Annotated in this window: 22 protein-coding genes; 13 read left to right on the top strand and 9 right to left on the bottom strand. The window is 72.5% G+C overall.

The features are described 5' to 3' along the window. Window positions 1–45: 45 nt before the first annotated feature. Window positions 46–702, bottom strand: a complete 657-nt coding sequence (locus tag QL987_RS00450) for a hypothetical protein (protein ID WP_290155673.1) — start codon at window positions 700–702, stop codon at window positions 46–48. Window positions 703–802: 100 nt separating this feature from the next. Next, window positions 803–1,708 (bottom strand): aminoglycoside phosphotransferase family protein, encoded by a 906-nt coding sequence (locus QL987_RS00445; RefSeq protein ID WP_290155671.1) that lies wholly within the window; start codon window positions 1,706–1,708, stop codon window positions 803–805. Window positions 1,709–1,761: 53 nt separating this feature from the next. Here QL987_RS00445 and QL987_RS00440 point away from each other — a divergent pair, with 53 nt between their 5' ends. Next, window positions 1,762–2,193, top strand: coding sequence for a hypothetical protein (locus QL987_RS00440; RefSeq protein ID WP_290155668.1), 432 nt, complete (start codon window positions 1,762–1,764; stop codon window positions 2,191–2,193). Window positions 2,194–2,220: 27 nt separating this feature from the next. Here QL987_RS00440 and QL987_RS00435 read toward each other — a convergent pair whose 3' ends face one another. Genes QL987_RS00435 through QL987_RS00425 form a run of 3 tightly spaced genes read right to left on the bottom strand, consistent with a single transcriptional unit; the run spans window position 2,221 to window position 5,245 of the window. Next, window positions 2,221–3,381, bottom strand: coding sequence for a GAF domain-containing protein (locus QL987_RS00435; protein WP_290155667.1), 1,161 nt, complete (start codon window positions 3,379–3,381; stop codon window positions 2,221–2,223). After that, the gene (locus tag QL987_RS00430) at window positions 3,378–4,130 is read right to left on the bottom strand and encodes a ThuA domain-containing protein (protein ID WP_290155665.1); all 753 of its coding nucleotides are present in this window, start codon (window positions 4,128–4,130) and stop codon (window positions 3,378–3,380) included. The genes QL987_RS00435 and QL987_RS00430 overlap by 4 nt, the downstream gene beginning before the upstream one ends. After that, window positions 4,127–5,245, bottom strand: coding sequence for a Gfo/Idh/MocA family oxidoreductase (locus QL987_RS00425; RefSeq protein ID WP_111074203.1), 1,119 nt, complete (start codon window positions 5,243–5,245; stop codon window positions 4,127–4,129). The genes QL987_RS00430 and QL987_RS00425 overlap by 4 nt, the downstream gene beginning before the upstream one ends. A 153-nt stretch (window positions 5,246–5,398) precedes the next feature. On the opposite strand from QL987_RS00425, the gene QL987_RS00420 reads away from it, so the two are divergent. Together QL987_RS00420 and QL987_RS00415 are read left to right on the top strand one after the other, a co-directional pair. Then, complete coding sequence (locus QL987_RS00420; protein WP_290155662.1) at window positions 5,399–6,838, top strand: DUF4832 domain-containing protein; 1,440 nt, start codon at window positions 5,399–5,401, stop codon at window positions 6,836–6,838. A gap of 172 nt (window positions 6,839–7,010) precedes the next feature. Continuing rightward, on the top strand, window positions 7,011–7,469 hold the full coding sequence (locus QL987_RS00415) for a DUF3817 domain-containing protein (protein ID WP_290155660.1): 459 nt from the start codon (window positions 7,011–7,013) through the stop codon (window positions 7,467–7,469). 97 nt (window positions 7,470–7,566) lie between these two features. Here the strand turns inward: QL987_RS00415 and QL987_RS00410 are convergent, their stop codons facing one another. Both QL987_RS00410 and QL987_RS00405 read right to left on the bottom strand, forming a co-directional pair. After that, entirely contained in the window at window positions 7,567–9,777 is a 2,211-nt protein-coding gene (locus QL987_RS00410; protein ID WP_111074070.1) for an NADP-dependent isocitrate dehydrogenase, read from the bottom strand. 152 nt (window positions 9,778–9,929) lie between these two features. Beyond that, window positions 9,930–10,418, bottom strand: a complete 489-nt coding sequence (locus QL987_RS00405; protein ID WP_290155658.1) for a hypothetical protein — start codon at window positions 10,416–10,418, stop codon at window positions 9,930–9,932. A gap of 147 nt (window positions 10,419–10,565) precedes the next feature. On the opposite strand from QL987_RS00405, the gene QL987_RS00400 reads away from it, so the two are divergent. The 4 genes from QL987_RS00400 (at window position 10,566) to QL987_RS00385 (ending at window position 14,125) form a co-directional block, all read left to right on the top strand. Then, the gene (locus QL987_RS00400; RefSeq protein WP_290155656.1) at window positions 10,566–11,591 is read left to right on the top strand and encodes a M23 family metallopeptidase; all 1,026 of its coding nucleotides are present in this window, start codon (window positions 10,566–10,568) and stop codon (window positions 11,589–11,591) included. Between the two features lie 130 nt (window positions 11,592–11,721). Then, the gene (locus QL987_RS00395; protein ID WP_111074073.1) at window positions 11,722–12,630 is read left to right on the top strand and encodes a helix-turn-helix transcriptional regulator; all 909 of its coding nucleotides are present in this window, start codon (window positions 11,722–11,724) and stop codon (window positions 12,628–12,630) included. A gap of 99 nt (window positions 12,631–12,729) precedes the next feature. Beyond that, window positions 12,730–13,479 (top strand): methyltransferase domain-containing protein, encoded by a 750-nt coding sequence (locus QL987_RS00390; RefSeq protein ID WP_290155653.1) that lies wholly within the window; start codon window positions 12,730–12,732, stop codon window positions 13,477–13,479. A gap of 166 nt (window positions 13,480–13,645) precedes the next feature. Then, the gene (locus QL987_RS00385; RefSeq protein ID WP_290155650.1) at window positions 13,646–14,125 is read left to right on the top strand and encodes an FBP domain-containing protein; all 480 of its coding nucleotides are present in this window, start codon (window positions 13,646–13,648) and stop codon (window positions 14,123–14,125) included. A 74-nt stretch (window positions 14,126–14,199) separates the two neighbouring features. Here the strand turns inward: QL987_RS00385 and QL987_RS00380 are convergent, their stop codons facing one another. Further along, window positions 14,200–15,186, bottom strand: a complete 987-nt coding sequence (locus QL987_RS00380) for an aldo/keto reductase (RefSeq protein ID WP_290155649.1) — start codon at window positions 15,184–15,186, stop codon at window positions 14,200–14,202. A gap of 182 nt (window positions 15,187–15,368) precedes the next feature. Continuing rightward, a complete protein-coding gene (locus QL987_RS00375; protein ID WP_111074077.1) occupies window positions 15,369–15,779 on the bottom strand; it encodes a hypothetical protein in 411 nt (136 codons plus the stop codon). A gap of 103 nt (window positions 15,780–15,882) precedes the next feature. Here QL987_RS00375 and QL987_RS00370 point away from each other — a divergent pair, with 103 nt between their 5' ends. From QL987_RS00370 to QL987_RS00345, 6 genes are all read left to right on the top strand, one after another. After that, complete coding sequence (locus QL987_RS00370) at window positions 15,883–16,419, top strand: thioesterase family protein (protein WP_290155647.1); 537 nt, start codon at window positions 15,883–15,885, stop codon at window positions 16,417–16,419. A gap of 2 nt (window positions 16,420–16,421) precedes the next feature. Then, a complete protein-coding gene (locus QL987_RS00365) occupies window positions 16,422–17,042 on the top strand; it encodes a YdeI/OmpD-associated family protein (RefSeq protein WP_253465541.1) in 621 nt (206 codons plus the stop codon). Window positions 17,043–17,051: 9 nt separating this feature from the next. Next, window positions 17,052–17,933, top strand: coding sequence for an aldo/keto reductase (locus QL987_RS00360; RefSeq protein WP_111074079.1), 882 nt, complete (start codon window positions 17,052–17,054; stop codon window positions 17,931–17,933). A 157-nt stretch (window positions 17,934–18,090) separates the two neighbouring features. Next, window positions 18,091–18,693 carry a PadR family transcriptional regulator gene (locus tag QL987_RS00355; RefSeq protein ID WP_290155644.1) on the top strand — a complete coding sequence of 201 codons (603 nt, stop codon included), beginning with the start codon at window positions 18,091–18,093 and terminating at the stop codon, window positions 18,691–18,693. Continuing rightward, on the top strand, window positions 18,690–19,421 hold the full coding sequence (locus QL987_RS00350) for an ABC transporter ATP-binding protein (protein WP_253465547.1): 732 nt from the start codon (window positions 18,690–18,692) through the stop codon (window positions 19,419–19,421). Before QL987_RS00355 ends, QL987_RS00350 begins: the two co-directional genes overlap by 4 nt. Then, complete coding sequence (locus tag QL987_RS00345; protein ID WP_290155640.1) at window positions 19,418–22,231, top strand: FtsX-like permease family protein; 2,814 nt, start codon at window positions 19,418–19,420, stop codon at window positions 22,229–22,231. The genes QL987_RS00350 and QL987_RS00345 overlap by 4 nt, the downstream gene beginning before the upstream one ends. Window positions 22,232–22,313 lie beyond the last annotated feature (82 nt).

The raw sequence follows: 22,313 nt of genomic DNA, 5'->3' as shown, positions 1-22,313 counted from the left end.
TCAGCAGCACTTGACCCGGTTGACCCTGGGAGGTCTGTAACGATCTCAGCTGAGGACGGGAACTCCTGCGCTACGGGACCGCAGTGCACCGGCCAGGCCGGCGACCCGATCGGACTCGTGCAACGCCACCCGCTCCGCCGTGAGCAGCAGCCCGGAGACCTGCTCCGCGGTCCGTCCCGCGCTGTCGTTCCAGCGGGTCAGGTCCCGCACCCGGCCCATCCGGATGTCCGGCGCCGGGCACCACGTGACGGGCGACCCCTCGGCCGATGCGAGGGCGTGCCAGACGAGGTCCAGGGAACGCTGCACCGGCTGCGAGTGCACCGCGTGCGGCCCGCCCGCAGCGTCCACGACGGCCCCGACCAGGCACGCACCGACCAGGGGACGGCCGGCCACCTCGGTCGCGGCGGCACTCGTCGCGGTCCGGGTCCGGCCCCGCTCGTCGACGTAGGCGAACCAGGCGTGCTGGATCCATCCACGGTCGACGACGGCCCGGGCCTCGGAGAGCACGCGCTGCAGGTCGGCGAGTTCGGCCAGGTCCGTGTCGAGCCGACGCAGCTGCGCAGCGGTCCGTCGGGCGGCGAGGTGCTCGAGGACCCGGCGCACCCGACCGCGTGGTGCGGTCCGGGGTGCGGGGTCGGCGTCGGTGGCGACGTCGTGCTGGACGCGGAACTCGAGGGTCATGAGGCCCCTCCCGATCTTCACGTGCACGGATGGTGTGGGGAGACGCTAACCCCGCCGTCGCGCTCGCGGTAGCCCCCGTCACCCCTCCTGCGGGAAGTGGAGCCCGCCGTTCGCCGCACCGTCAGTCGTCGAGCACCGCATCGATCGCCCGCCGCGCGACCGTGCGGGAGGACGGCTCGTCACTGACCGCGAGCGCCGATGCGATCGACACCGCCCAACCGCGGGCCCGCCCCCACGAGTGCTCGTCGAGGCTCGCATCCGCGGTGGTGACACGGCGGCGGAAGTCGGCCCGGGCCTCCCGGTCGAGCGTCAGCCAGGCGGTCGCCAGGTCGACGGCGGAGTCCCCCGCGGTGACGTCGCCGAAGTCGACGACCGCCGACAGGTGGTCGCCCTGCGGGCCGGCCTCGACGAGCAGGTTGCTGGGGTGCAGGTCGCCGTGCACCCAGACGGGAGGCGCGGCCGCCGTCGGCAGGTCCGCCGCCGTCCGCCAGGCGGTCGCCAGCTCCGCCGCGCGCGGGACCGGCCCGGACGCGAGCCGCTCGAGCACCGCCGCGCTCCGGATGTGCAGCGGGACGGCGCGGACCGGGTTCACCGGGGCGTCGGCCGGTGCGGGGACGTGCAGGGCCGCCACGAAGGCGGCGAGCGTCCGGGCCACCGGCAGTCCGGCGGCCCGGGAGCCGCCCTCTCGGGACCCGGCGGGGACGCCCGGGAACCAGGGGACGACGCTCCAGGACCACGGGTAGCCGAGCGCCGGTCGGCCGGTGCGGAGCGGGACCGGCAGTGGGACCACGTCGCCGACCAGGGCCGCGAGTTCCGGCAGCCAGCGCTGTTCGTGCTCGACGAGCATCGCGGCCGCTGCCCGGCGCGGGAGCCGGACGGCAAGGTCGGTGCCGACCCGGACGACCACGTTGTCCCAGCCGTTCGCGACGACGGCGAGCGGACGCTCGGCGAGGTCCGGGTGCTGGTCGGCGAGCAGGGCCCGGACCAGGGGCACGTCGACGTCGACCTCCGCTGCGGGTGTGGGCACGACGGCGATGGTAGCCGGGCGGTCGTCCGGGTTCGTGTCGTACCGTTCCCGGCATGCATGGATGGCGCACGCCCGCACGTTGGGCCAGGACCGGGCGGTGGCTGCTCGTGCCGATCGCCGTGCTCGACTGGTTCTCGCTCGTGCCGCAGCCCGTGTTCGTCGCGGCCTTCGCGCTCGCGGTCGTGGGGCTGGTCGGCATGGGGGCGGCACTCGTGGTCCGGATGCTCGGCGGACGTCGGGGTGCGATGGCTGCTCTCGGGGTCGTGCTGCTGCTCGGCGGGTTGGCGATGTTCGGGCTCGACCCGTTCCCGGGCTCGGTGCCGTTCCTGGACCCGTGGTGGCCGCAGATCGTCACGCAACCGCAGCACGTCGCCAGTGCGTACTGGCAGCTCGCGGGGCTCGGGGTCGTGCTCACCGGGTTCGGGATGCTCGCGACCCTGCTCGTCGCGGCGTTCGCCGGGAAGCCCGGCACGTCGTACCGCTGACGCGACCGACCGACCGGGGTCCGGTGGTCAGCGCCGGGTGACGACCACGAGCGTCAGGTCCGTCGCCGGGTCGCCCTCGGGCAGCAGCGCGCGGACGTGCTCGACGGCCGCCGCCCCGTCCGACTGCGCGGCGACGAGGGCTGCGATCGCCTCGGGCCCCTCGACCCCGGGCACGGTCGCCCAGGCATCAGAAGCCAGGACGAGCCGGTCACCGGCAGCGAGGTCGACCGACAGCGTCGAGCGGGACCCGGGTGCCGACGCGGTGCCGAGACCGACCGGCAGCTCCGTGGAGCGGACCGGTCGGACACTGCCGTCGGCCGCGACCACCACCGCGGTGCCGAGTCCGGCGTCGACCAGGTCGACGTGCCCGGTGGTCGGGTCGAGGCGCGCGTGCACCAGCTCGGCCACCGCGTCGGCGACCCGCAGGTCGGGGGCGACCTGGGCCTCCAGTCCGGCGATCGCCTCGGTGATCGGCAGTCGCGTCCGGGCGGCGAGGGCACCGCGCACGTCGGCGGCCAGGAGGGCCGACACACGTCCGGCGACCACCGCGCCGACCGTCAGGTGCAGGCTGCCGTCGGGGGCGATCCGCCAGTCGGTGAGGCCGCCACCGCCGTCCGGACGCTGCACGGCGAGCGTCGCCACGTCGTGCCCCGGGACGTCGAGTGGATCCGGCACCAGTGCCTCCCGTACCTTGGCGAGCCGGTCGCGTTCGATCGCGTAGCCGAGCTCGCGTTCGGCCCACCGCGCCAGGTCCCGGAGCAGGGCCAGGTCCGTCGCCGAGAACGTGCGCGGCTCGGCGTCCATGATGCAGAGCGTGCCGACGCGGGTGCCGTCGTGCATCGACAGCGGCGCTCCGGCGTAGAAGCGGATGCCGTGCTCGGCGACGGCCGGGGTGTGCGCGAAGCGGGGGTCGAGCCTGGCGTCCGGGATCACCATCGGCTCCGGCGTGAGCACGGTGGTGGCGCAGAACTGCTCGTTCGCCGGCACGCTCGTGCCCTGGTTCCACCCGTAGGTCGACTGCGTGGTCACCAGGTCGCCGTGCACCAGGTTGAGGAAGGTCAGCGGGACCCCGAACGCGTCGTGGGTCATCCGGGTGATCCGGTCGAAGCGCTCCTCGGGGCCGGCACCCAGGACGTCGAGCGCCTCGACCAGGGCCGTGCGGTGGTCGACGTCCTGCGGTCCGGTCATCCCCCCTGTCTACGCGAAGCGTCGTCCAGGAACCAGTCCCTCGGGTGGGGGTCGGCAGTGAGCTGGCGGCGCGGACCGGTCGGTGCTGCCCACCCGGCGGCGTTCGCCAGGACCCGCTGGATGTCGGGGTGGTGGTACACCGGGTACTCCTGGTCGCCGGGCGAGAAGTAGAACACCCGACCGAGTCCGCGGCGGTAGGCGACGCCGGAGCGGAACACCTCGCCGCCGGCGAACGTCGACAGGAAGACCTCTTGGTCCGGGCGCGGGATGTCGAAGTACTCGCCGTACATCTCCTGGCGGTCGATGACGATCGGGTGCGGGACCCCGGCGGCGATCGGGTGCTCGGGCGCGATCGTCCAGACCAGCTCGCGCTCGCCGTCGTTGCGCCACTTCAGCGAGCAGGTCGTCCCCATCAGCCGGGTGAACGGCTTCGAGTAGTGGCCGGAGTGCAGCACGACCAGGCCCATGCCGGCGTGCACGTGCCGGACGACCCGGTCGACGACCTCGTCCGCGACCTCGTCGTGGGCGATGTGGCCCCACCAGAACAGGACGTCGGTCGCGGCCAGACGTTCCTCGGTCAGCCCGTGTTCGGGTTCCTGCAGCGTGGCGGTCGTGACGGTGTCGGCGGAGGTGAGTCGTGCCTCCAGTCCGGCGGCGACCACGGTGTGGATGCCGTCGGGGTAGTGCTCGCGGACGGTCTCGTCACCGCGGGACTCGTGGACGTTCTCGTTCCAGACGACGATGTTCACCGGACGACCTCGACTTCGTGGCCGGCCTGCGCCGAGGCGTAGACGGCGTCGACGACCCGGGTGCGGTGCAGCGCGAACTCGCCGTGGTGGCCCTCGTGTGCGCCGGAGCGGATGGTGGCGAGGAACTCCTCGATGACCCGCTGGTGGTGGCCGGCCGGCACGTGCACGGCGGGGCGGGTGACCGCGGGGACGCCGTCGATGTCGGAGTACAGCTCCACGGTGCCCTCGGTGGCGTAGTTCCGGACGAACAGCCGGGCGCCGCCGGTGGACCCGAGGAGCTCGACCTCGATGTCCTCGTCGTCCTTCGAGTACGACGCCCACGAAGCCTGCAGCTGCAGGCTCGAGCCGTCCTCGAAGCGGAGCAGGGCGTTCGCGAAGTCCTCGACGTCGAACGGGCGACCGGTCGCGTCGGAGACGGGGCCGCCGCCGGTGCTGCCACCGCGTCCGGCGGTGCCGAGTTCGTTGTACGCGACGGCGCTGACGGCCACGACCCGGGGTTCCCCCATCAGGTACATCGCGATGTCGAGCACGTGCGAGCCGAGGTCGATGAGCGGGCCCCCGCCGGCGGCGTCCTTGTTCGTGAACCACGACGTGATGCCGGGGATGCCGGCGCGTCGACGCCAGCTCGCGCGGGCGTGGTAGACGTGCCCGAGCGGGCCGTCCTGCCCGTCGACGGGGCGGACGTGGTCAGCCAGGAACTGCACGTCGGCCCGACGGCGGTGGTTGTAGGCGACCTCGAGCACACGGTCGTTCGCGACGGCGGCGTCGACCATGGCCTGGGCCTCGGCGCCGGTGGTCGCCAGGGGCTTCTCGCAGAAGACGTGCTTGCCGCTCTCGAGTGCGGCGATGGCGATCGGGGCGTGCAGGGAGTTCGGCACGCCGATCGACACGATGTCCAGGTCGTCCCGGGCGACCAGGTCCTGCCAGTCCGGGTACGTGTGCGGCACGTGGCGGGACTCGGCGAGCTCGTGGAGCCGCTCGGTCTCCTTGCCCGCGAGTGCCACCACCTCGGTGCCGGGGAGTGCGGTGTAGGCGTCGAGGTGCGTCGTCCCGGCGTACCCGAGCCCGACCACCCCCACGCGCAGCGTCTTCGATGCGTCCGTCGTCTGCGACATGTCGACCACGCTACCGAGAAACGGGTCGAATCGATACGAGGAACCGGGGGTGGTGTTTTCTGATCGTTTGACCTACCTTCAGATCACATTCGCGCAGGTGCCGACACCAGGGGGTGTCGATCCGCACCTGCGCCGAGGTCAGGGGCTCGTCCGATGCAGCACCGCACCATCACCACCGCCGCACTCGCGGCCGTGATCGCACTCGCCGTGCCGACGAATGCGTGGGCGTCGTCGTCACACAGCGACCACCACCCGGCGCCGACCAGCTCCACCGTGTCCTACACGGCGAGCGACGCCGTCATCCCGAACCCCCAGCGCGGGTTCGACCACACCACCGAGACGCACTACCGCGCCGACGGCAGCGGCTACACCCCGCTCGACGCCGTCACGCTGCAGGGCTACCGCGCCGACGGCGTCACCCAGATCGTCCGGGTGTTCTACATGGAGGCGTTCGTCGACCAGCGGCGACTCAGCCCCGCCTGGCTGCAGCTGGTGCAGCACGACTACGACACCGCGCGAGCAGCCGGCGTCAGCGTGATCACCCGCTTCGCCTACGTCCAGGGCGGCAGCTACCCGTACTCGGCTCCGTACGGCGACGCCGACCTGCCGACGGTGCTCGCGCACATCAAGCAGCTCACACCGACCCTCCGCCGGAACGCCGACGTGATCCCGACCCTGCAGGAGGGCTTCATCGGCCTCTGGGGCGAGGGCTACTACACCGACCACTTCGCCAGCGACCCGGCCAACCCGGGCGTGCTGACCGACGCCGACAAGGACGCCCGACGCCAGGTGGTCCAGGCCGAGCTGGCAGCCCTGCCGTCCAGCCGCTCCATCCAGGTCCGCACCATGCAGATGAAGCAGGACGCGCTCCGCACCACCTCGGGCACCGCCGGGGCACTCACGCCGCGGCAGGCGCACGACGGGTCGGCCGCGTCCCGGATCGGTCACCACAACGACTGCTTCCTGGCCTCGCCCGACGACTTCGGCACCTTCCTGACCGACCCGCTGTCGCTCGACCAGGACTACCTGGCCGCTGACTCGCGGTACGTCCCGGTCGGTGGGGAGACCTGCGCCGTGAACGCGCCGCGGTCCGAGTACCCGTCCGCCTCGGCCGAGATGGCGAAGTACCACTACAGCTACCTCAACCTGGACTACAACAAGGACGTCTTGTCGACCTGGGGTCAGGACGGCATGACCGACGCGGCGAAGAAGCTCGGCTACCGGTTCACGCTGACCTCGAGCACGGTGACCTCCGGCAAGCACGCGGCGGTCTCGGTGTCCGTGCGGAACGACGGCTGGGCAGCGCCGTACAACCACCGCCCGGTCCAGCTCGTGCTGACCAACGGCCACCGACACGTCACCGTGCCCGTCCGTGCCGACGCGTCCTCGTGGCAGCCGGGCACGACGGCGACCGTGACCGCCTCGCTCCGTGGGGTGCCGGCCGGCAAGTGGGACGTCGCCCTCGCGATGCCCGCCGCCGAGCGGTCCGTGTCCCGCGACCCGGCCTTCGCGATCCAGACCGCGAACGTCGGCACGTGGGACGCCACGACCGGCGTGAACCGTCTCGGGCAGGTGGTCACCGTCCGGCGCTGAGCGTCGTGATCGTCGTCGGCCGCCGCTGACGGCAGGACGCCCCGGGCACGACGGCCCGGGGCGTCCTGGCGTGCGGCAGCCCGGGGCGTCCGGGCGTGCGGCGGCCCGGGGTGTCCGGGCGTGCGGCGGCCGTCCACCCGTCTTCCACCCGGCGTCCGTCACCATGGACGCCATGACCCCTCGATCCCTGTTCCGCGGCCTCGCGATCGCCGAACTCGTGACCTGGACCCTGCTGCTGGTGGGCATGCTGCTGAAGTACGGCCTGGGCGCCGGTGACTGGCCCGTGCGGATCGGCGGCGGAGTGCACGGCTTCGTGTTCCTGGCGTACCTCGTCGTCACGACGGTCGTCGCGGTGAACCAGCGGTGGTCGTTCGGCGCGACGGTCCTCGGCTGGGTGAGTGCGATCGTGCCGTACACGACGCTGCCGTTCGAGGTCGGCGTCGCCCGCCGCGGCATGCTCGACGGTGGGTGGCGTCGCGGCCCCGAGGCCGGGGAGCGCCCGGGTCCGCTCGACCGGCTGCTCTTCGTCGTGGTGGCGCACCCGTTCCTGGCCGCGGCGGTCGGGGTGGTCCTGGTGGCGCTCGTCTTCGTGGTGCTGCTGACGATCGGCCCGCCGGTCCCGTCGCGCTGACGGGTCGCGACCGGTTCGGTCGCGCGGCAGCACCACAGACGGACGGGAGGCCCGGTGCCAGATGGCACCGGGCCTCCCGTCCGTCGTGTGGTCGCGCCTACAGGCTGGCGAGCGCCGCGTTCAGCGTCGCCGACGGACGCATGACCGCACTGGTCTTGGCGTCGTCGGGCCGGTAGTAGCCGCCGATGTCCGCCGGGTGACCCTGCACCGCGACGAGTTCCTCGACGATGGTGTCCTCGTGCTCGGCGAGGGTCGTCGCGAGACCCTGGAACGCCGCGGCGAGCTCGGTGTCCTGGGTCTGCGCGGCGAGCTCTTCAGCCCAGTACTTCGCCAGGTAGAAGTGGCTGCCGCGGTTGTCGATCGAGCCGAGCTTGCGGCCCGGGGACTTGTCCTCGTCGAGGAAGGTGCCGGTCGCGCGGTCGAGCGTGTCCGCCAGGACCTTCGCCCGGGCGTTGCCGGTGACGCCGGCCAGGTGCTCGAGGCTGACCGCGAGGGCCAGGAACTCGCCCAGGCTGTCCCAGCGCAGGTAGTTCTGCTGCACCAGCTGCTGGACGTGCTTCGGTGCGGAGCCGCCGGCCCCGGTCTCGAACAGGCCGCCACCGCCGAGGAGCGGGACGACGGAGAGCATCTTCGCCGAGGTGCCGAGCTCCATGATCGGGAACAGGTCGGTCAGGTAGTCGCGCAGGACGTTGCCGGTGACGGAGATGGTGTCCTCGCCACGGCGGATCCGGTCGAGGGAGAAGCGCATGGCGTCCTCCGGCGACAGGATCTCGATCTGCAGCCCGTCGGTGTCGTGCTCCTGCAGGTACGTGCGGACCAGGCCGATCAGGACCGCGTCGTGGGCGCGGGTCTCGTCGAGCCAGAACACGGCGGGCGAACCGGTAGCGCGGGCGCGGGTGACGGCGAGCTTCACCCAGTCGCGGATCGCGATGTCCTTGGTCTGGCAGGCGCGCCAGATGTCACCCTGCTCGACGTCGTGCTCGAGGACGGTCTCGCCGGCGGCGTTCGTGACGCGGACGACGCCGTCGCCCGGCAGCTCGAAGGTCTTGTCGTGCGAGCCGTACTCCTCGGCCTTGAGCGCCATGAGTCCGACGTTCGGCACCGAGCCCATGGTCGCCGGGTCGAAGGCGCCGTGGGCACGGCAGTCCTCGATGACGGCCTGGTAGATGCCGGCGTAGCTGGAGTCCGGGATGACCGCGACGGTGTCGTGCTCGTCGCCGTCCGGGCCCCACATGTGGCCGGAGGTGCGGATCATCGCGGGCATCGAGGCGTCCACGATGACGTCGCTCGGGACGTGCAGGTTCGTGATGCCCTTGTCGGAGTCGACCATGGCGAGGTCGGGGCCGGCGTCGATGCCGTCCTGGAACGCCCGCTTGATCTCGGCGCCGTTCGGCAGCGCGTCGAGGCCGGCGTAGATCGAGCCCAGGCCGTCGTTCGGGGTGAGCCCGGCGGCGGCGAGGTCGGCGCCGTACCGCGCGAACACGTCGGGGAAGAACGCCCGGATGACGTGCCCGAAGATGATCGGGTCCGAGACCTTCATCATCGTGGCCTTGAGGTGGACCGAGAACAGCAGGTCCTCGTCCGCGGCGCGCTGGATCTGCTTCTGCAGGAACTGCTCGAGCGCGGCGACGTGCAGCACGGTGCCGTCCACGACCTCGCCGGAGACGACGGGGATCGACTGCTTGAGCACCTGCTCGCTGCCGTCCTGCCCGACGAAGGTGATCGTCAGGGTGTCGTCGGCCGGGGCGACCCAGGACTTCTCGTTGGAGCGGAAGTCGTCGACGCCCATCGTGACGACGTTCGTCTTCGAGTCCGAGCTCCACTTGCCCATGCGGTGCGGGTGCTTGCGGGCGTAGTTCTTCACCGACAGGGGGGCACGACGGTCCGAGTTGCCTTCGCGCAGCACCGGGTTGACGGCACTGCCCTTGACGCGGTCGTAGCGGGCGCGGGCGTCGCGCTCGTCGTCGGTGGTCGGCTCGTCGGGGTAGTCCGGCAGGTCGTAGCCCTGCGACTGCAGTTCGGCGATGGCGACCTTGAGCTGCGGGATCGAGGCCGAGATGTTCGGCAGCTTGATGATGTTCGCCTCGGGCGTCCCGGCGAGCTCGCCGAGTTCGGCCAGGGCGTCGTCCAGGCGCTGCTCAGCACTGAGCCGCTCCGGGAACAGGGCGATGATGCGGCCCGACAGCGAGATGTCGCGGGTCTCGACCTCGACGCCCGCGGTCTTCGCGAAGGACGCGATGACGGGCAGGAAGGAGTGGGTGGCGAGGAACGGGGCCTCGTCGGTGAGCGTGTAGATGATCTTGGCCATGCTGGCGGGTACTCCCTTGTTCGCGCGGTCCGTGCCCCCCACGCTACTCGCGGCGTGAGATGTCTCGACATCAAGATACCCGCCCTGTGGAGGAGCGCCAGTGATCCCCGGACCTGTGGAGGAAGCGACCAGCCGTGTCCGCCGCGGAACGCTCAGACCGTCAGGCGGAACACCCGGAGCCCGGCCGCCCGCAGACCGGCCGTCCCGAGCCGGGTGCGCAGGCTCCGGAAGGGCCGACGGAACCCCGACCAGGCCCTCGCCGCACCGAGCTGGTGCAGGACCTCGGCGGTCAGGGCGCGCTCGAGCTTCGGGGCCAGTCGGGTCGCCCGTGACACGGTGATCACGATGCGCACCGCACCCGGCCGGAGCAGGGGTTCGAGGAGCTCGGCCGCTTCCTGCGCCCGGTGGAACGCGGGGTCCTCGCCGGGCCGGCGGATCGCGATGACCGCGAGCTCCGCATCGGCGGTCTCGTGCAGCTCCGGCACGTCGTCGACACCGACCACACGCATCCGCGCTGCGTCGACTCCGGCACGGACGGCAGCGGCCCGCAGGATCGGGAGCAGGTCCTGGGTACCGGCCAGCACGACCTCCGCCGACCGCAGGTCGATGGGTTCGTGCCGCTCCCGCGGCGATCGGGCCATGAGGGGTCCTCTCCGTCGCTCGTCTCGACACTACTGATCCACAGCCGGGAGGCCCGGATCCCGTCGATCTGCGCACCCCCGACCGCAGTCGGCCCAGGAACGAGGGGCTGTACAACCGGACAGGTTCGTGCAGAATGGGCTCCGGCCATGACTCTCCCTGACGCAGACCACCCCCGCAGCACGCCCGTCGTGCACCTGACGCGTCGTGCTGCCCTGGCGGCGGAGCGGGCTGCCCTGGCGGCGGAGCGGGCCGAGCAGGCCGCCACGACGAAGCCCCGAACGCGTGCACCGCGACCGGCACCCGAGCGCACGCCGACCGCGACGACCCCGGTCGTCACCGCTCAGGCGCGCACCACCCCGGTCGTCACCACGCCGGCCGCCGCGCACGCCGACACCCGCATCCGCCGGGTCCCCCGCCGCGCAGTCGCCGTCGCCAGCAAGACGGCCGCCAACTCCGCCACCCCGGTGGACCGCCGCCGCGGCCGCGGAGCCCGCGCCAGCCGCCTCACCCTGACGAGCGCCGCCGCCGCACTCGCGATGTTCGGCGCCGCCGCGATGCCCGCGCACGCCAGCACCGGCACCTCCGCCGCCATCGCGACCTTCGCCCCCGCCGTGAGCACCCAGGACTTCGCCGTCACCCAGGTGGCGCTGCCGAGCACCTCGCGCGACGGCTTCACGGTCGGCGGCGGTGTCGCCTCGACGGGCGTCGGTGCCGTGGAGGCGGGCGAAACGGTCACGTACGGCGGCGACGTCCGCTCGCCGTTCCCGGGCCCGGTGCGGATGAGCTCCGGCTTCGGGTACCGCGCCGCTCCGTGTGGCGCCTGCTCGTCCCTGCACCAGGGGCTCGACTTCAACCCGGGCATGGGCGCTCCGATCGGCGCCGTCGCCGCGGGCACCGTGCGGGTGTCCGGGATCTACTTCTCGTACGGCGAGACCGTGATCATCGACCACGAGGTTGACGGCCGGAAGGTCTCGACCCTGTACGGCCACATGATCCCCGGCTCGTCGCCGCTCAAGGTCGGCGACCGCGTCGAGCCCGGCCAGTTCATCGGCAGCGTCGGGTCCTCCGGGGTCTCGACGGGGGCGCACCTGCACCTCGAGGTCCTCATGGATGGCACGCTGCCGATCGACCCGGCCGCCTGGCTCGCCGCGCACACCGGCCGCGCCCTCTAGTCGGAGCGCATCCGGCAGCGCCGTGCCGGCGGAACCCGACGGCGGACGGGAGGCGCGCCTCCGGACCGGTGCCGAGCCTCCCGTCCGACGCCCGCAGCCGGGCACACCGGCGGGCACGTAGCCTGGGGACATGGGTATCGACGTCCGCAACGAGATCCGCGACTTCCTGTCCAGCCGACGAGCCCGGCTCACCCCGGACCAGGCGGGCATGCCGTCGTTCGGCGGCGGCACCCGGCGCGTCCCCGGACTCCGTCGGCACGAGGTCGCGATGCTCGCGGGCGTCAGCGTCGACTACTACACGCGACTCGAACGCGGCACCCTCAAGGGCGTCTCGGAGGGCGTGCTCGACGGCCTGGCCACCGCCCTACAGCTCGACGAGGCGGAGCGCGCCCACCTGGCGGACCTCGCACACCTGGCGAACGCGGGCGTGAAGACCACCCACCGGCCGGTGCCGACGTCGGTGCGTCCCGCGGTGCAGCGTCTGCTCGACGCCATCACCGGTGCCCCGGCGTGGGTGCGCAACGAGCGGCTCGACATCGTCGCCGCGAACACCCTCGGCCACGCGCTCTACGCACCGGTGTTCGCCGGTGCCGGGCGCCCGGTCAACACCGCGCGCTTCGCGTTCCTCGACCCCGCCGCCCGCGACTTCTTCCCCCGCTGGGAGCAGACCGCCCGCGATGCGGTGGCCGTCCTCCGCACCACGGCGGCCTCGAACCCGTGCGAACCGGGCCTGATGACGCTGGTCAGCGAGCTCTCCGCGAAGAGCGAGGAGTTCCGTACCTGGTGGGCCGAGCACGACGTGCACGTGCACCGCTCGGGCCGGAAGCACCTGCACCACCCGATCGTCGGCGAGCTCGAGCTGACGTTCGAGGCGCTCGAACTGGTCGCCGACCCCGGGCTGACGGTGTTCACCTACGGCGCCGATGCCGGGTCGGAGTCCGAACGGTCCCTGTCGCTCCTCGGCACCTGGGCCGCCACCGAGTTGGCGGAGCAGCGGGCCGCCGTGCGGTCGACGGAGTCGGTCGACCAGGTCGACTGAGACGGACCCCGGACCGGACGCGCGCCGCAGCCGGAGCCGGAGCCGGAGCCGACGGCAGCAGTCCGGTTGCCGTCGACCTGCCCGCCGTAGGCTGACGGCGTGACGAGGACTGCGGACGGACCGGCTGGCGACGCCGAGCACGGCGGGGCCGACGGTGGCCCGAGCCCGTCCCGCCACCGTCGTCCGGAACCGGTCTTCGAACGGGCGATCCGGGTGGCGCTCGGGCAGGCCCGCACGGTCCTGCACGTCACCGCAGGCCCCGGGGGCGTCCCGTACGAACCGCGCGACCGGGACGTCACCGTCGTCGATCCCACCGCCGAGGCCCTGCCGTTCGCCGACGACTCCTTCGACGCCGCCTCGTCGGCCTTCTCGCTGCCCGAGTGGCCCGGGTGGCCCGAGTGGTCGGACCTCGAACGGGGTCTCGCCGAGGTCCGACGGGTCACCCGCGGCCCGGTCGTCCTGCTCACCCGCGACCCGGCCCGCATCCCAGACCACTGGCTCGCCACCTACGCGCCCGAGGTCCTGGCCCGTGACGCCCGACGCTGGCCGACGCTCGACCGCATCGCCGATGCCCTGGGCGGCGAGGTCACGACGACCCGCGTCCCGATCCCCTTCACGTGTGTCGACGGGTTCTCCGAGGCGTACTACGCCCGACCGGAGCGCCTGCTCGACGCCGCCGCCCGCCGAGCCGATCCCGCCTGGGCAGCCGTCGACGAGATGACCGCGGCCCGGTCGGTCGCCGCCCTCCGCACCGCGCTCGAGGACGGCTCTTGGGACGCCCGGTACGGCCGACTCCGTGTGCAGCCGTCCTCCGAGGGCTCGCTGGTACTCGTCGTCGCGCAGCCGTAGGGTGCTGGTGTGAGCAACCGTTCCGAGGAGGTCGTCGGCGCCTGCGCCGGCATCAGGGCCTGACGTCCCCGCCGTGTCGTCTGACACGGCGTCATCGTCGACCCTCTGAACGAACCGCACCCGTGACGCAGACTGCTGCGCCGGTGCCAGAACGACAGGCTCACCCATGCTCCCGATCACCGTCGAGGCCCTCCGCGCCTCCTTCGTCAACGCCTCCCGCCGCGAGGTCACCGAGATGACCGTCCCCGACCTCGACGCCGTCCCCTGGGACGACCTCACCTTCCTGGGGTGGCGGGACCCGAAGACCCCGCGCCGCGCCTACGCGGTCATCCCGACCCTGGACGGCGAGCTGGTCGGCATCGTGTTCCGGCAGGCCGAGGCCTCGCCACGCTCCCGCGCCCAGTGCTCGTGGTGCCAGGACGTGAAACTGCCGAACGACGTCGTCTTCTACAGCGCCAAGCGCTCCGGCCCGGCGGGTCGGAAGGGCGACACCGTCGGCACGCTGGTCTGCCAGGACTTCCAGTGTTCGCGGAACGTCCGGAAGACCCCGCCGCCGGCGTACGAGGGCTACGACGTCGAGGCCGCCCGCCTCCAGCGGATGGACGACCTGCAGTTGCGGGTCGCGGCGTTCGCAGCTGAGGTCTGACGCGACCCGACGACAGACGGAAGGCACGGTGCCAGCTGGCATCGTGCCTCCCTTCCGTCAGGTGGTGGCGTCGGTCAGCGACCGATGCTCGACATGTCGGGGTAGCGGTCCCCGGTCGGCAGCGGCAGCGCCGAGAGGCGCTCGACCTGTTCGGGCGTGAGCGTGAGGTCGGCCGCGCCGACGTTCTCCTCGAGCCGCGAGACGCGCTTCGTGCCCGGGATCGGGACGACGTCGTCGCCCTGGGCGAGGAGCCACGCGAGCGCGACCTGGGCGGGGGTGCCGCCGACCTCGTCCGCGATGCCCTTCACGGCGTCGACGATCTTCATGTTCGCCGCGAAGGCCTCCTCCTGGAAGCGCGGGTTGGCGGAGCGGAAGTCGTCGGCGTCCAGGTCGGACGGCTTCGTGATGGCGCCCGTGAGGAACCCACGGCCGAGCGGCGAGTACGGCACGAGACCGATCCCGAGCTCGCGCAGCGTGTCGAGGACGTCGCCCTCGGGGTCGCGGGTCCACAGCGAGTACTCGCTCTGCAGCGCGGTGATCGGGTGCACGGCGTGGGCCTTGCGGATCGTCGCGGCACTCGCCTCGGAGAGACCGATGTGGCGGATCTTGCCCTCCTGCACGAAGCCGGCGAGCTGCCCGATGACGTCCTCGATCGGCACGGCCGGGTCGACGCGGTGCTGGTAGTAGAGGTCGATGTGGTCGGTTCCGAGGCGGCGGAGCGAGCCTTCGAGGGCGGTGCGCACGGAGTGCGGGGCCGAGGTCAGCCCGCGCTCCTGGCTCGGCGTCTCCTCGTCGGCCTCGTGCTTGTACAGGCCGAACTTCGTGGCGATGACGACCTCGTCGCGGCGGCCCTTGAGGGCTTCGGCGAGGAGTTCCTCGTTCGTGTACGGGCCGTACGCCTCGGCGGTGTCGAACAGCGTGACGCCGAGGTCGATGGCGCGGTGGATGGTGCGGAGGGACTCGGCGTCGTCGGAGCCGGCGCCCGAGTAGAAGGCGCTCATGCCCATGGTGCCGAGGCCGATCGCGCCGACCTGGAGGTCGGCGAGCGTGCGTGTCTGCATGCGTGGTCCTTTCGTCTGCAGTCCCGGTCTACTCGCCCCGGCCGCGTCGGAGGGAGGCACTGACCGTGCCCGCCTGGTGGGAATGCCCGAAGCCGTCATCGGTCGGGGCCGCCACGGACGACGACGGACCCGGTCCACGCGGGTGCGCGGTGCCGGGTCCGTCGAGTGGTGCGAGCTGGTGGTCAGCGCTTGCGGAAGTACGCGTTCGAGCTGGGGAGGAACATCAGCACGGCGGCGATGATGACGACGATGACGCCGATCGTGCCGACGATGTTGAACGCGGCTGCGATGCCGAGCACCTGCAGGATCGCGAGGACGAGCAGCACGATGCGGGCCCAGTTGCGGCCGTCGCGCATCTTGAAGACGATGAAGAGCTGGACGAGCGCGATGATGATCGCGAACACGGCACCGATGGTGACGGCTGCTCCGATCGCGGCGCCCTGACCCTCGGCCTGCGCCTGGACCTGCGGCGACGAACCAGCACCGATGAAGCCGAGCACACCGCGGATGATCCCGAGGACCACCGTGACCAGCCAGAGGATGAACGAGACGGTGACGGGTGTCGGACGACCGGTGGCGGAGTTGGTGCTCATCGGAGAGTTCCCTTCGTGGCTCGGTGAGCCGGTTGACAGCAGTGAACCTGAACGTAGTCTTCGAAACGGCTGATGTCCGTTCTCCGCGTGGTCGGATCGTGCCGTGAACCTGACCTTCCGGCTCCTGCTGCTCACCCTGCGCGTGCGCCTGTCGCCGCGCCGCCGGCTGTCGCTCTGGGACGAGTCGCGGACCCCGTTCCGCGTGACGCTCACCGACCTGGACCCGCTCCGGCACGTCAACAACGGCAAGTACCTGTCCCTCCTCGACCTCGGCCGCCTCGAGCTGCTGCTCCGCTCCGGCGCGTGGCACACGTACGCCGAGCACGGCTGGTACTCGGTGGTGTCCGCGCAGACGATCACCTACAAGCGGTCGTTGACGCTGGGGCAACGTTTCGAGCTGCGGTCGCGGGTGCTCGGGGTGGACGAGCGCGCCGTGTACATGGAGCAGACGTTCGTCCGCCGCGGGGACGTCGTGGCGCGTGCGGTGGTGCAGGCCCGGTTCCTGCGACGGACGGGAGGCTCGGTGTCGCCCGACGAGCTGCTCGCGGCGTCCGGCGGGTCACCTCGTGACCTGACCCTGCCGGCCTGGGTGTCGGCGTGGGCCGCGTCCGTCCGGATCAGCAGCGACGACCGGGGCTGAGCGTGGCCGCCGAGATCGAGCCGTTCGTCGTCGCCGACGCCGCTGCCTGGCGTGCCTGGTTGGACGGGCACGAGGAGCTGTCCGACGGGGTGTGGCTGGTCCTCGCGAAGAAGGGCACGACGAGTCCGACGAGCCTGACGTACGCGCAGGCCCTCGACGAGGCGCTCTGCTCCGGCTGGATCGACGGGTCGAAGCGCGGCCTCGACGACGCCACGTTCCTCCAGCGGTTCACGCCGCGACGGAAGGCGTCGCTGTGGTCGCAGCGGAACGTCGGGCTGGTCGCGGCGCTGGTCGAGGCCGGACGGATGCGTCCACGCGGTCAGGCGGAGATCGACCGGGCGAAGTCCGACGGCCGGTGGGACCGGGCGTACGCGGGTGCCGCGACCGCAGAGGTGCCGGCGGACCTCCGGTCGGCGCTCGACGCCGTACCCACGGCAGCCGCGCTGTTCGCCGACCTCGACGCGACGAACCGGTACGCGGTCGTGCACCGGGTGGTGACCGCCCCGAGCCCGACTGCGCGGGCGAACCGGGTCGCGAAGCTGGTCGGGATGCTCGAGCGTGGAGAGACGCCGTACCCCCGTCCCCGGGTGGACCCTCAGGACCGTGGTGCCGGGCAGGCGTAGACCGGGTGCATGACCACTGGCACTGACACCACGAACCGTCCAGCCGCTTCGTCCGGCACCTTCCGCATCGGCGGGGACCTCGAGGTCAACCGCCTCGGCTACGGCACCATGCAGCTCACCGGCCCCGGCGTGTGGGGACCGCCGAAGGACCACGACGAGGCGATCCGCGTCCTCAAGCGCGCCGTCGAGCTCGGCGTGAACTTCTTCGACACCGCCGACTCGTACGGCCCCTACGTCGCCGAGGAGCTCCTCAAGGAGGCCCTGCACCCCTACGGCGACGACGTCGTCATCGCGACGAAGGCCGGCCTGACCCGCACCGGCCCGAACGAGTGGCCGCCGGTCGGCCGCCCGGAGTACCTGCGCCAGGAGGCCGAGATGAGCCTCCGCCGTCTGGGTCTCGAGCGCATCGACCTGTTCCAGCTGCACCGCATCGACCCGAAGGTCCCGCTGGAGGACCAGATCGGTGAGCTCAAGAAGCTGCAGGACGAGGGCAAGATCCGCCACATCGGCCTGTCCGAGGTCTCCGTCGACGACGTGAAGGCCGCGCAGGAGATCGCCACGATCGTCTCCGTGCAGAACCTCTACAACCTCACCGACCGCTCGGCCGAGGAGCTCCTCGACTGGTCGGAGCAGCAGGGCATCGGGTTCATCCCGTGGTTCCCGCTCGCGACCGGCGGGCTGACGGGCACCGACTCGCCGCTGACCGAGCTGGCGAAGCAGAAGGACGCCACCCCGGCGCAGGTCGCGCTGGCCTGGCTGCTCAAGCGCTCCCCCGTCATGCTCCCGATCCCGGGCACCTCGAGCGTCGACCACCTCGAGGACAACCTGCAGGGCGCGACGATCGAGCTCTCCGACGACGAGTTCCAGGAGCTGTCGAAGCTGCACAGCTGAGTTGTTCCGGTTCGACGGGAGGCCCGTGGCGGGATCGCCACGGGCCTCCCGTCCGTCGTCCGGATGATGTTCGCGCCGTTCGCTTGCCGACCCATACCGAGTATGTGCATACTCGGTATGCCCGCGGGGAAGTGCTCCGCCGGGTCGAGGGAGAACGATGAGCGTTCGCATGGGCGTACTCGCACTGCTGGTGGCCGAGCCGGGCTACGGCTACCAGCTCCGGGGGGAGTTCGAGCACCGCACGGGGGGCAGCTGGCCGCTGAACATCGGCCAGGTCTACACGACGCTCGACCGGTTGGAGCGCGACGGCCTCGTGGCCCGCGGCGACGCCGACGACGACGGACACGTCGTCTACACGGCGACCGACGCGGGACGCGAGGCGGTCGACCGGTGGTTCAGCGAACCGGTGCCCGCCAAGCGCGGCCGCGACGAGTTGGCGATCAAGTTCGCCATCGCGGTGACCGTGCCCGGCGTGGACGTGCAGCGCCTCGTGCAGGTGCAGCGGACGGCGGCGGTCCGGGCGCTGCAGGACCTGACCCGACTCAAGCGCACCACGGACCCCGAGACGGAGCTGGCGTGGTCGCTCGTCCTCGAGTCGATGGTGTTCCAGGCGGAGTCCGAGGTGCGGTGGCTCGACCACGTCGAGTCGAGCGTCGCGCGGTACCGACCCGCTCCCCGGGCGAGCGCCGACACCCCGGACGACGAAGACGTGTACGGCAGCGAGCCCACCGCCCGCCGCGGCACGGGTGTCGCCCGATGAGCACGACCGCGCTCCTCGAACTCGACGCCGTCGCCGTGCAGTACGGCAGCGGAGCGCAGGCCGTGACCGCCCTGGCCGGTGTCGACCTGACGATCCGTCCCGGTGAGATGGTCGCCGTGATGGGCACCTCCGGCTCCGGGAAGTCGACGCTGCTGTCGGTCGCCGGCACCCTGATGCCCCCGACGAGCGGCGAGGTCCGCATCGACGGCGAATGGGTGTCCGACCGCCCGGCCCGCGAACTGGCAGCCCTGCGGCGACGCGTGCTCGGCTTCGTGTTCCAGGACTTCAACCTCATCCCCTCGCTGACCGCGGTCGAGAACGTGGCGCTGCCGCTCGAGCTCGACGGCTGGCGCACCGGACGTGCACGGAAGGCGGCGGAGCTGGCGCTCGAGAGCGTCGAACTCGGCCACCGGCTGGACGCCTGGCCGGACGACCTCTCGGGCGGGCAGCGACAGCGGGTCGCCATCGCCCGCGGGGTCGTCGGCGACCGCAAGCTCGTCCTCGCCGACGAACCGACCGGGGCCCTCGACTCCCAGACCGGCGAGGTCGTGCTCCGCATGCTCCGCCGACACGTCGACTCCGGTGCCGGTGCACTGCTCGTCACGCACGACGCCCGGCACGCTGCGTGGGCGGACCGGATCGTGTTCCTCCGCGACGGCCGCATCGTCGACGAGACCGTGTACGCCGGCGTCGAGCTGGCCCTGACCGACGCGCAGGACCGCCCGTGAGCGAGCGGCCCCGTCGGGACACGCACCGCCCGACGATCCGCAGTCGGACCCCGTTCGCCGTCCGGCCGGCACTGCTGCTGGCCCGACGTCTGGCGTTCGCCCGACCCGGGCGGGCCGTGCTCGTCGCGGCGCTCATCGGGCTGCCGATCGCCGGCCTGGCCGCGGGTGGGGTGCTCATCGCGTCGACCACGCCGAGCACCCAGGACCGTTTGGACGTCGAACTCGGGCAGTCCGCGGCGATGCTCGAGGCGAACGGCCCCGACCTCGCCGGCATGCGGCAGGACCCGGTCGACCGGTACACCTCGACGATCGCCAAGAAGAGCCCGCTGCAGCGGTACTACGACCGACCGGACACCTCCGACGCCGACGCCAGCGCCTTCCCGACGCCGGACCTGCTCGGCTCCGTACCCGACGGGGCGGCGTCGATCCCGGTCCGGCAGGGCACCGCGGTCGTCAGCGGCCCGAAGGTCCCCGTCACGGTCAACGCCGTCGAGGGGCAGACCTGGGCCGGCGCACTGCAGGGGCACTGGCAGCACCTCGAGGGCAGCGTCCCGGAGTCGGGAGACCAGGTCCTCGTCACCCCGGCGACCCTCGACCGGTTGCACATCGCGATCGGCCAGACCCTGCAGCTCGACGACCCCGTCCAGCGGCAGGTCACCGTCGTCGGGACGCTCCGCGACCTGGGCATGCCGAACTCGAACCTCGCGGTCTTCGGGGAGTGGGGGTCGCTCGGGCTCGCAGACGACGGCACCACGCAGGTGTTCCTGCCCGACCGCAGCATCACCTGGCCGGAGATCCAGCGGTACAACGACCACGGCATCGTCGTCGAGTCGCGGGCCGTCGTGCTCCACCCGCCGTTCCCGAGCGCGAGCTCTCGCGGCTCGGGGTCCCTCATCAGCTACGGGTACGTGGGGCTCGCCGGGGTGTTCGCGCTCTTCGAGGTCGGGCTGCTCGCCGCGGCCGCGTTCCTGGTCAGCTCCCGCGCCGACACCCGCACCCACGCCGTGCTCGCCAGCGTCGGCGGGGACCGGCGCTTCCTGTTCACGGTGGTGTCGTCGTCCGGGCTCGTGCTCGGTGCCGTCGGGGCGGCCGTCGGGACCGCGCTCGGCATCGTCGGTGGCGTCGTCGCGTTCCACCTGCTCGACTCGGGCGACCGGTTGCAGTACCCCGGCGTGCACCTGCCCTGGCTGGTGCTGCTCGTCGTGCTGGTGCTCGGCGTCCTGGCCGGCTGGGCCGCGTCGCTCGTCGCCGCCCGGAGCGCCAGCCGGGTCGACGTCGACAGTGCCCTCCGTGGAGCCACCCGTCCCGCCCCGGTCTCCCGGCGGCGCTGGGCAGCGGCGGCCGGACCGGTGCTCACGGTCGTCGGCATCGCGATGACCCTGGTGTGCGGTGTCGTCGTCCTCGCGCTCAACGCCCGCCCCGTGCAGGAGGACCACCTGGCCCTCATCGTCGGTGCCGGCGTCGCCCTCGGACCCTGCCTGGCACAGCTCGGCATCGTCCTGGCCGCCCGGCGGCTGCTCGGCGCGGTCGCCCGGGTCGGCGAGCGGTTCGGCCTGCCCGCTCGGATCGCCGTCCGGGACGCCGTCCGCAACCCGGTCCGGACCGTGCCGGTGCTGGCGAGCGTGATGAGCGTCGTGTTCGTCGCCACCGTCGTCCTGACCTTCACGGCGTCGCAGTCGGCCCAGAGCAACGAGCAGTACACGTTCCGGACCGCTGAGGGCGTCGGTACGACCTCGGTGACCGACACCGACGGGGCAGCGGATGCCGACCTCACCGCGCGGGCGGTGCGCGTCGTGCGACAGGTCGTCCCGGAGGCGCACGTCCGCGTGCTCGGGGCGAGCATCGAGAACCGCTCGGACGACGGACCGATCACCCTGCCCGTCGACGTCCACCGGCCCGACTGCGCGAGCGGTGACAGCGGACCCTGCTCGGCCTGGTTGGCGGGGCCGGACAGCAGCAGCCCGCACGTCCTGACGGGCAGCGCCGACGACCTCGGCGTGCTGATCGGGCACCAGCCGTCCCGAGCAGCGCGCGCGGCCCTCGAGCGCGGCGACGCGGTGGCGGTCCGGAGCGAGTTCGTCGAGGACGGCGTCGTCCGCTTCGACACCCGAAAGGCCTCGCAGTTCGCGATGTACGGGGAGAAGCCGACCGGCAAGGCGCTGCACACCACGACCGTGCCGGCCGTCGTCGAGCAGACCGACGAGCCGCTGCAGATCGCCGTGTTCCTCACCCCGCAGGGTGCCGCACGGCACGGCCTGGAGACCGCGCCGAACTACCTGGTCGGCAGCTTCCCCGACGGCATGTCGACGGAACGCGCGGACACCCTCGCTGCCACCTGGCAGGCCGCCGCCGGGCAGCAGGCCGACACCTGGTACCCGTCGTTCACCGTCGAGACCGGGCCACAGGACCCGTTCCGTCCGATCGCCCTGGTCGTCGTCCTGCTCGCCGGCATCGTCACGCTCGGGGCCACGACGGTCGCGATCGGGTTGGCCCGCGCCGATGGTCGCCGTGACGACGAGGTGCTCGACGCGATCGGCGCCTCCCCCGGGGTGCGTCGTCGGGTCTCCACCTGGCAGGCCGCGGTGCTCACCCTGGTCGGCTCGCTGGTCGGGGTCGCGCTCGGGATACTGCCGCTCCGTGCGCTCACGCTGCGGTTCACGCCGACGCCGCTCGGCGTCTCGCACCTGCCGTTCGCGCCGGACCCGACCTCGCTCGTGGTGCTCGCGATCGGGCTGCCGCTCCTGGTCACCGCCGGGGTGTGGGCCGTGGCCGGGCGTCGGCGGCGGGTCGCGGTGCGCCGGACGGCCTGACCGGCGGACGGTCTGACCGGCGGACGGGAGGTGCGGTGCCAGCGGGCACCGTGCCTCCCGTCCGGTGTGTGGTCGCGGACCG

Source organism: Curtobacterium sp. APC 4022 (assembly GCF_030407555.1).
Classification (GTDB): Bacteria; Actinomycetota; Actinomycetes; order Actinomycetales; family Microbacteriaceae; genus Curtobacterium.
Note: the sequence above shows the minus strand (reverse complement) of the source record. Positions and strands in the feature narration are given on the sequence as shown.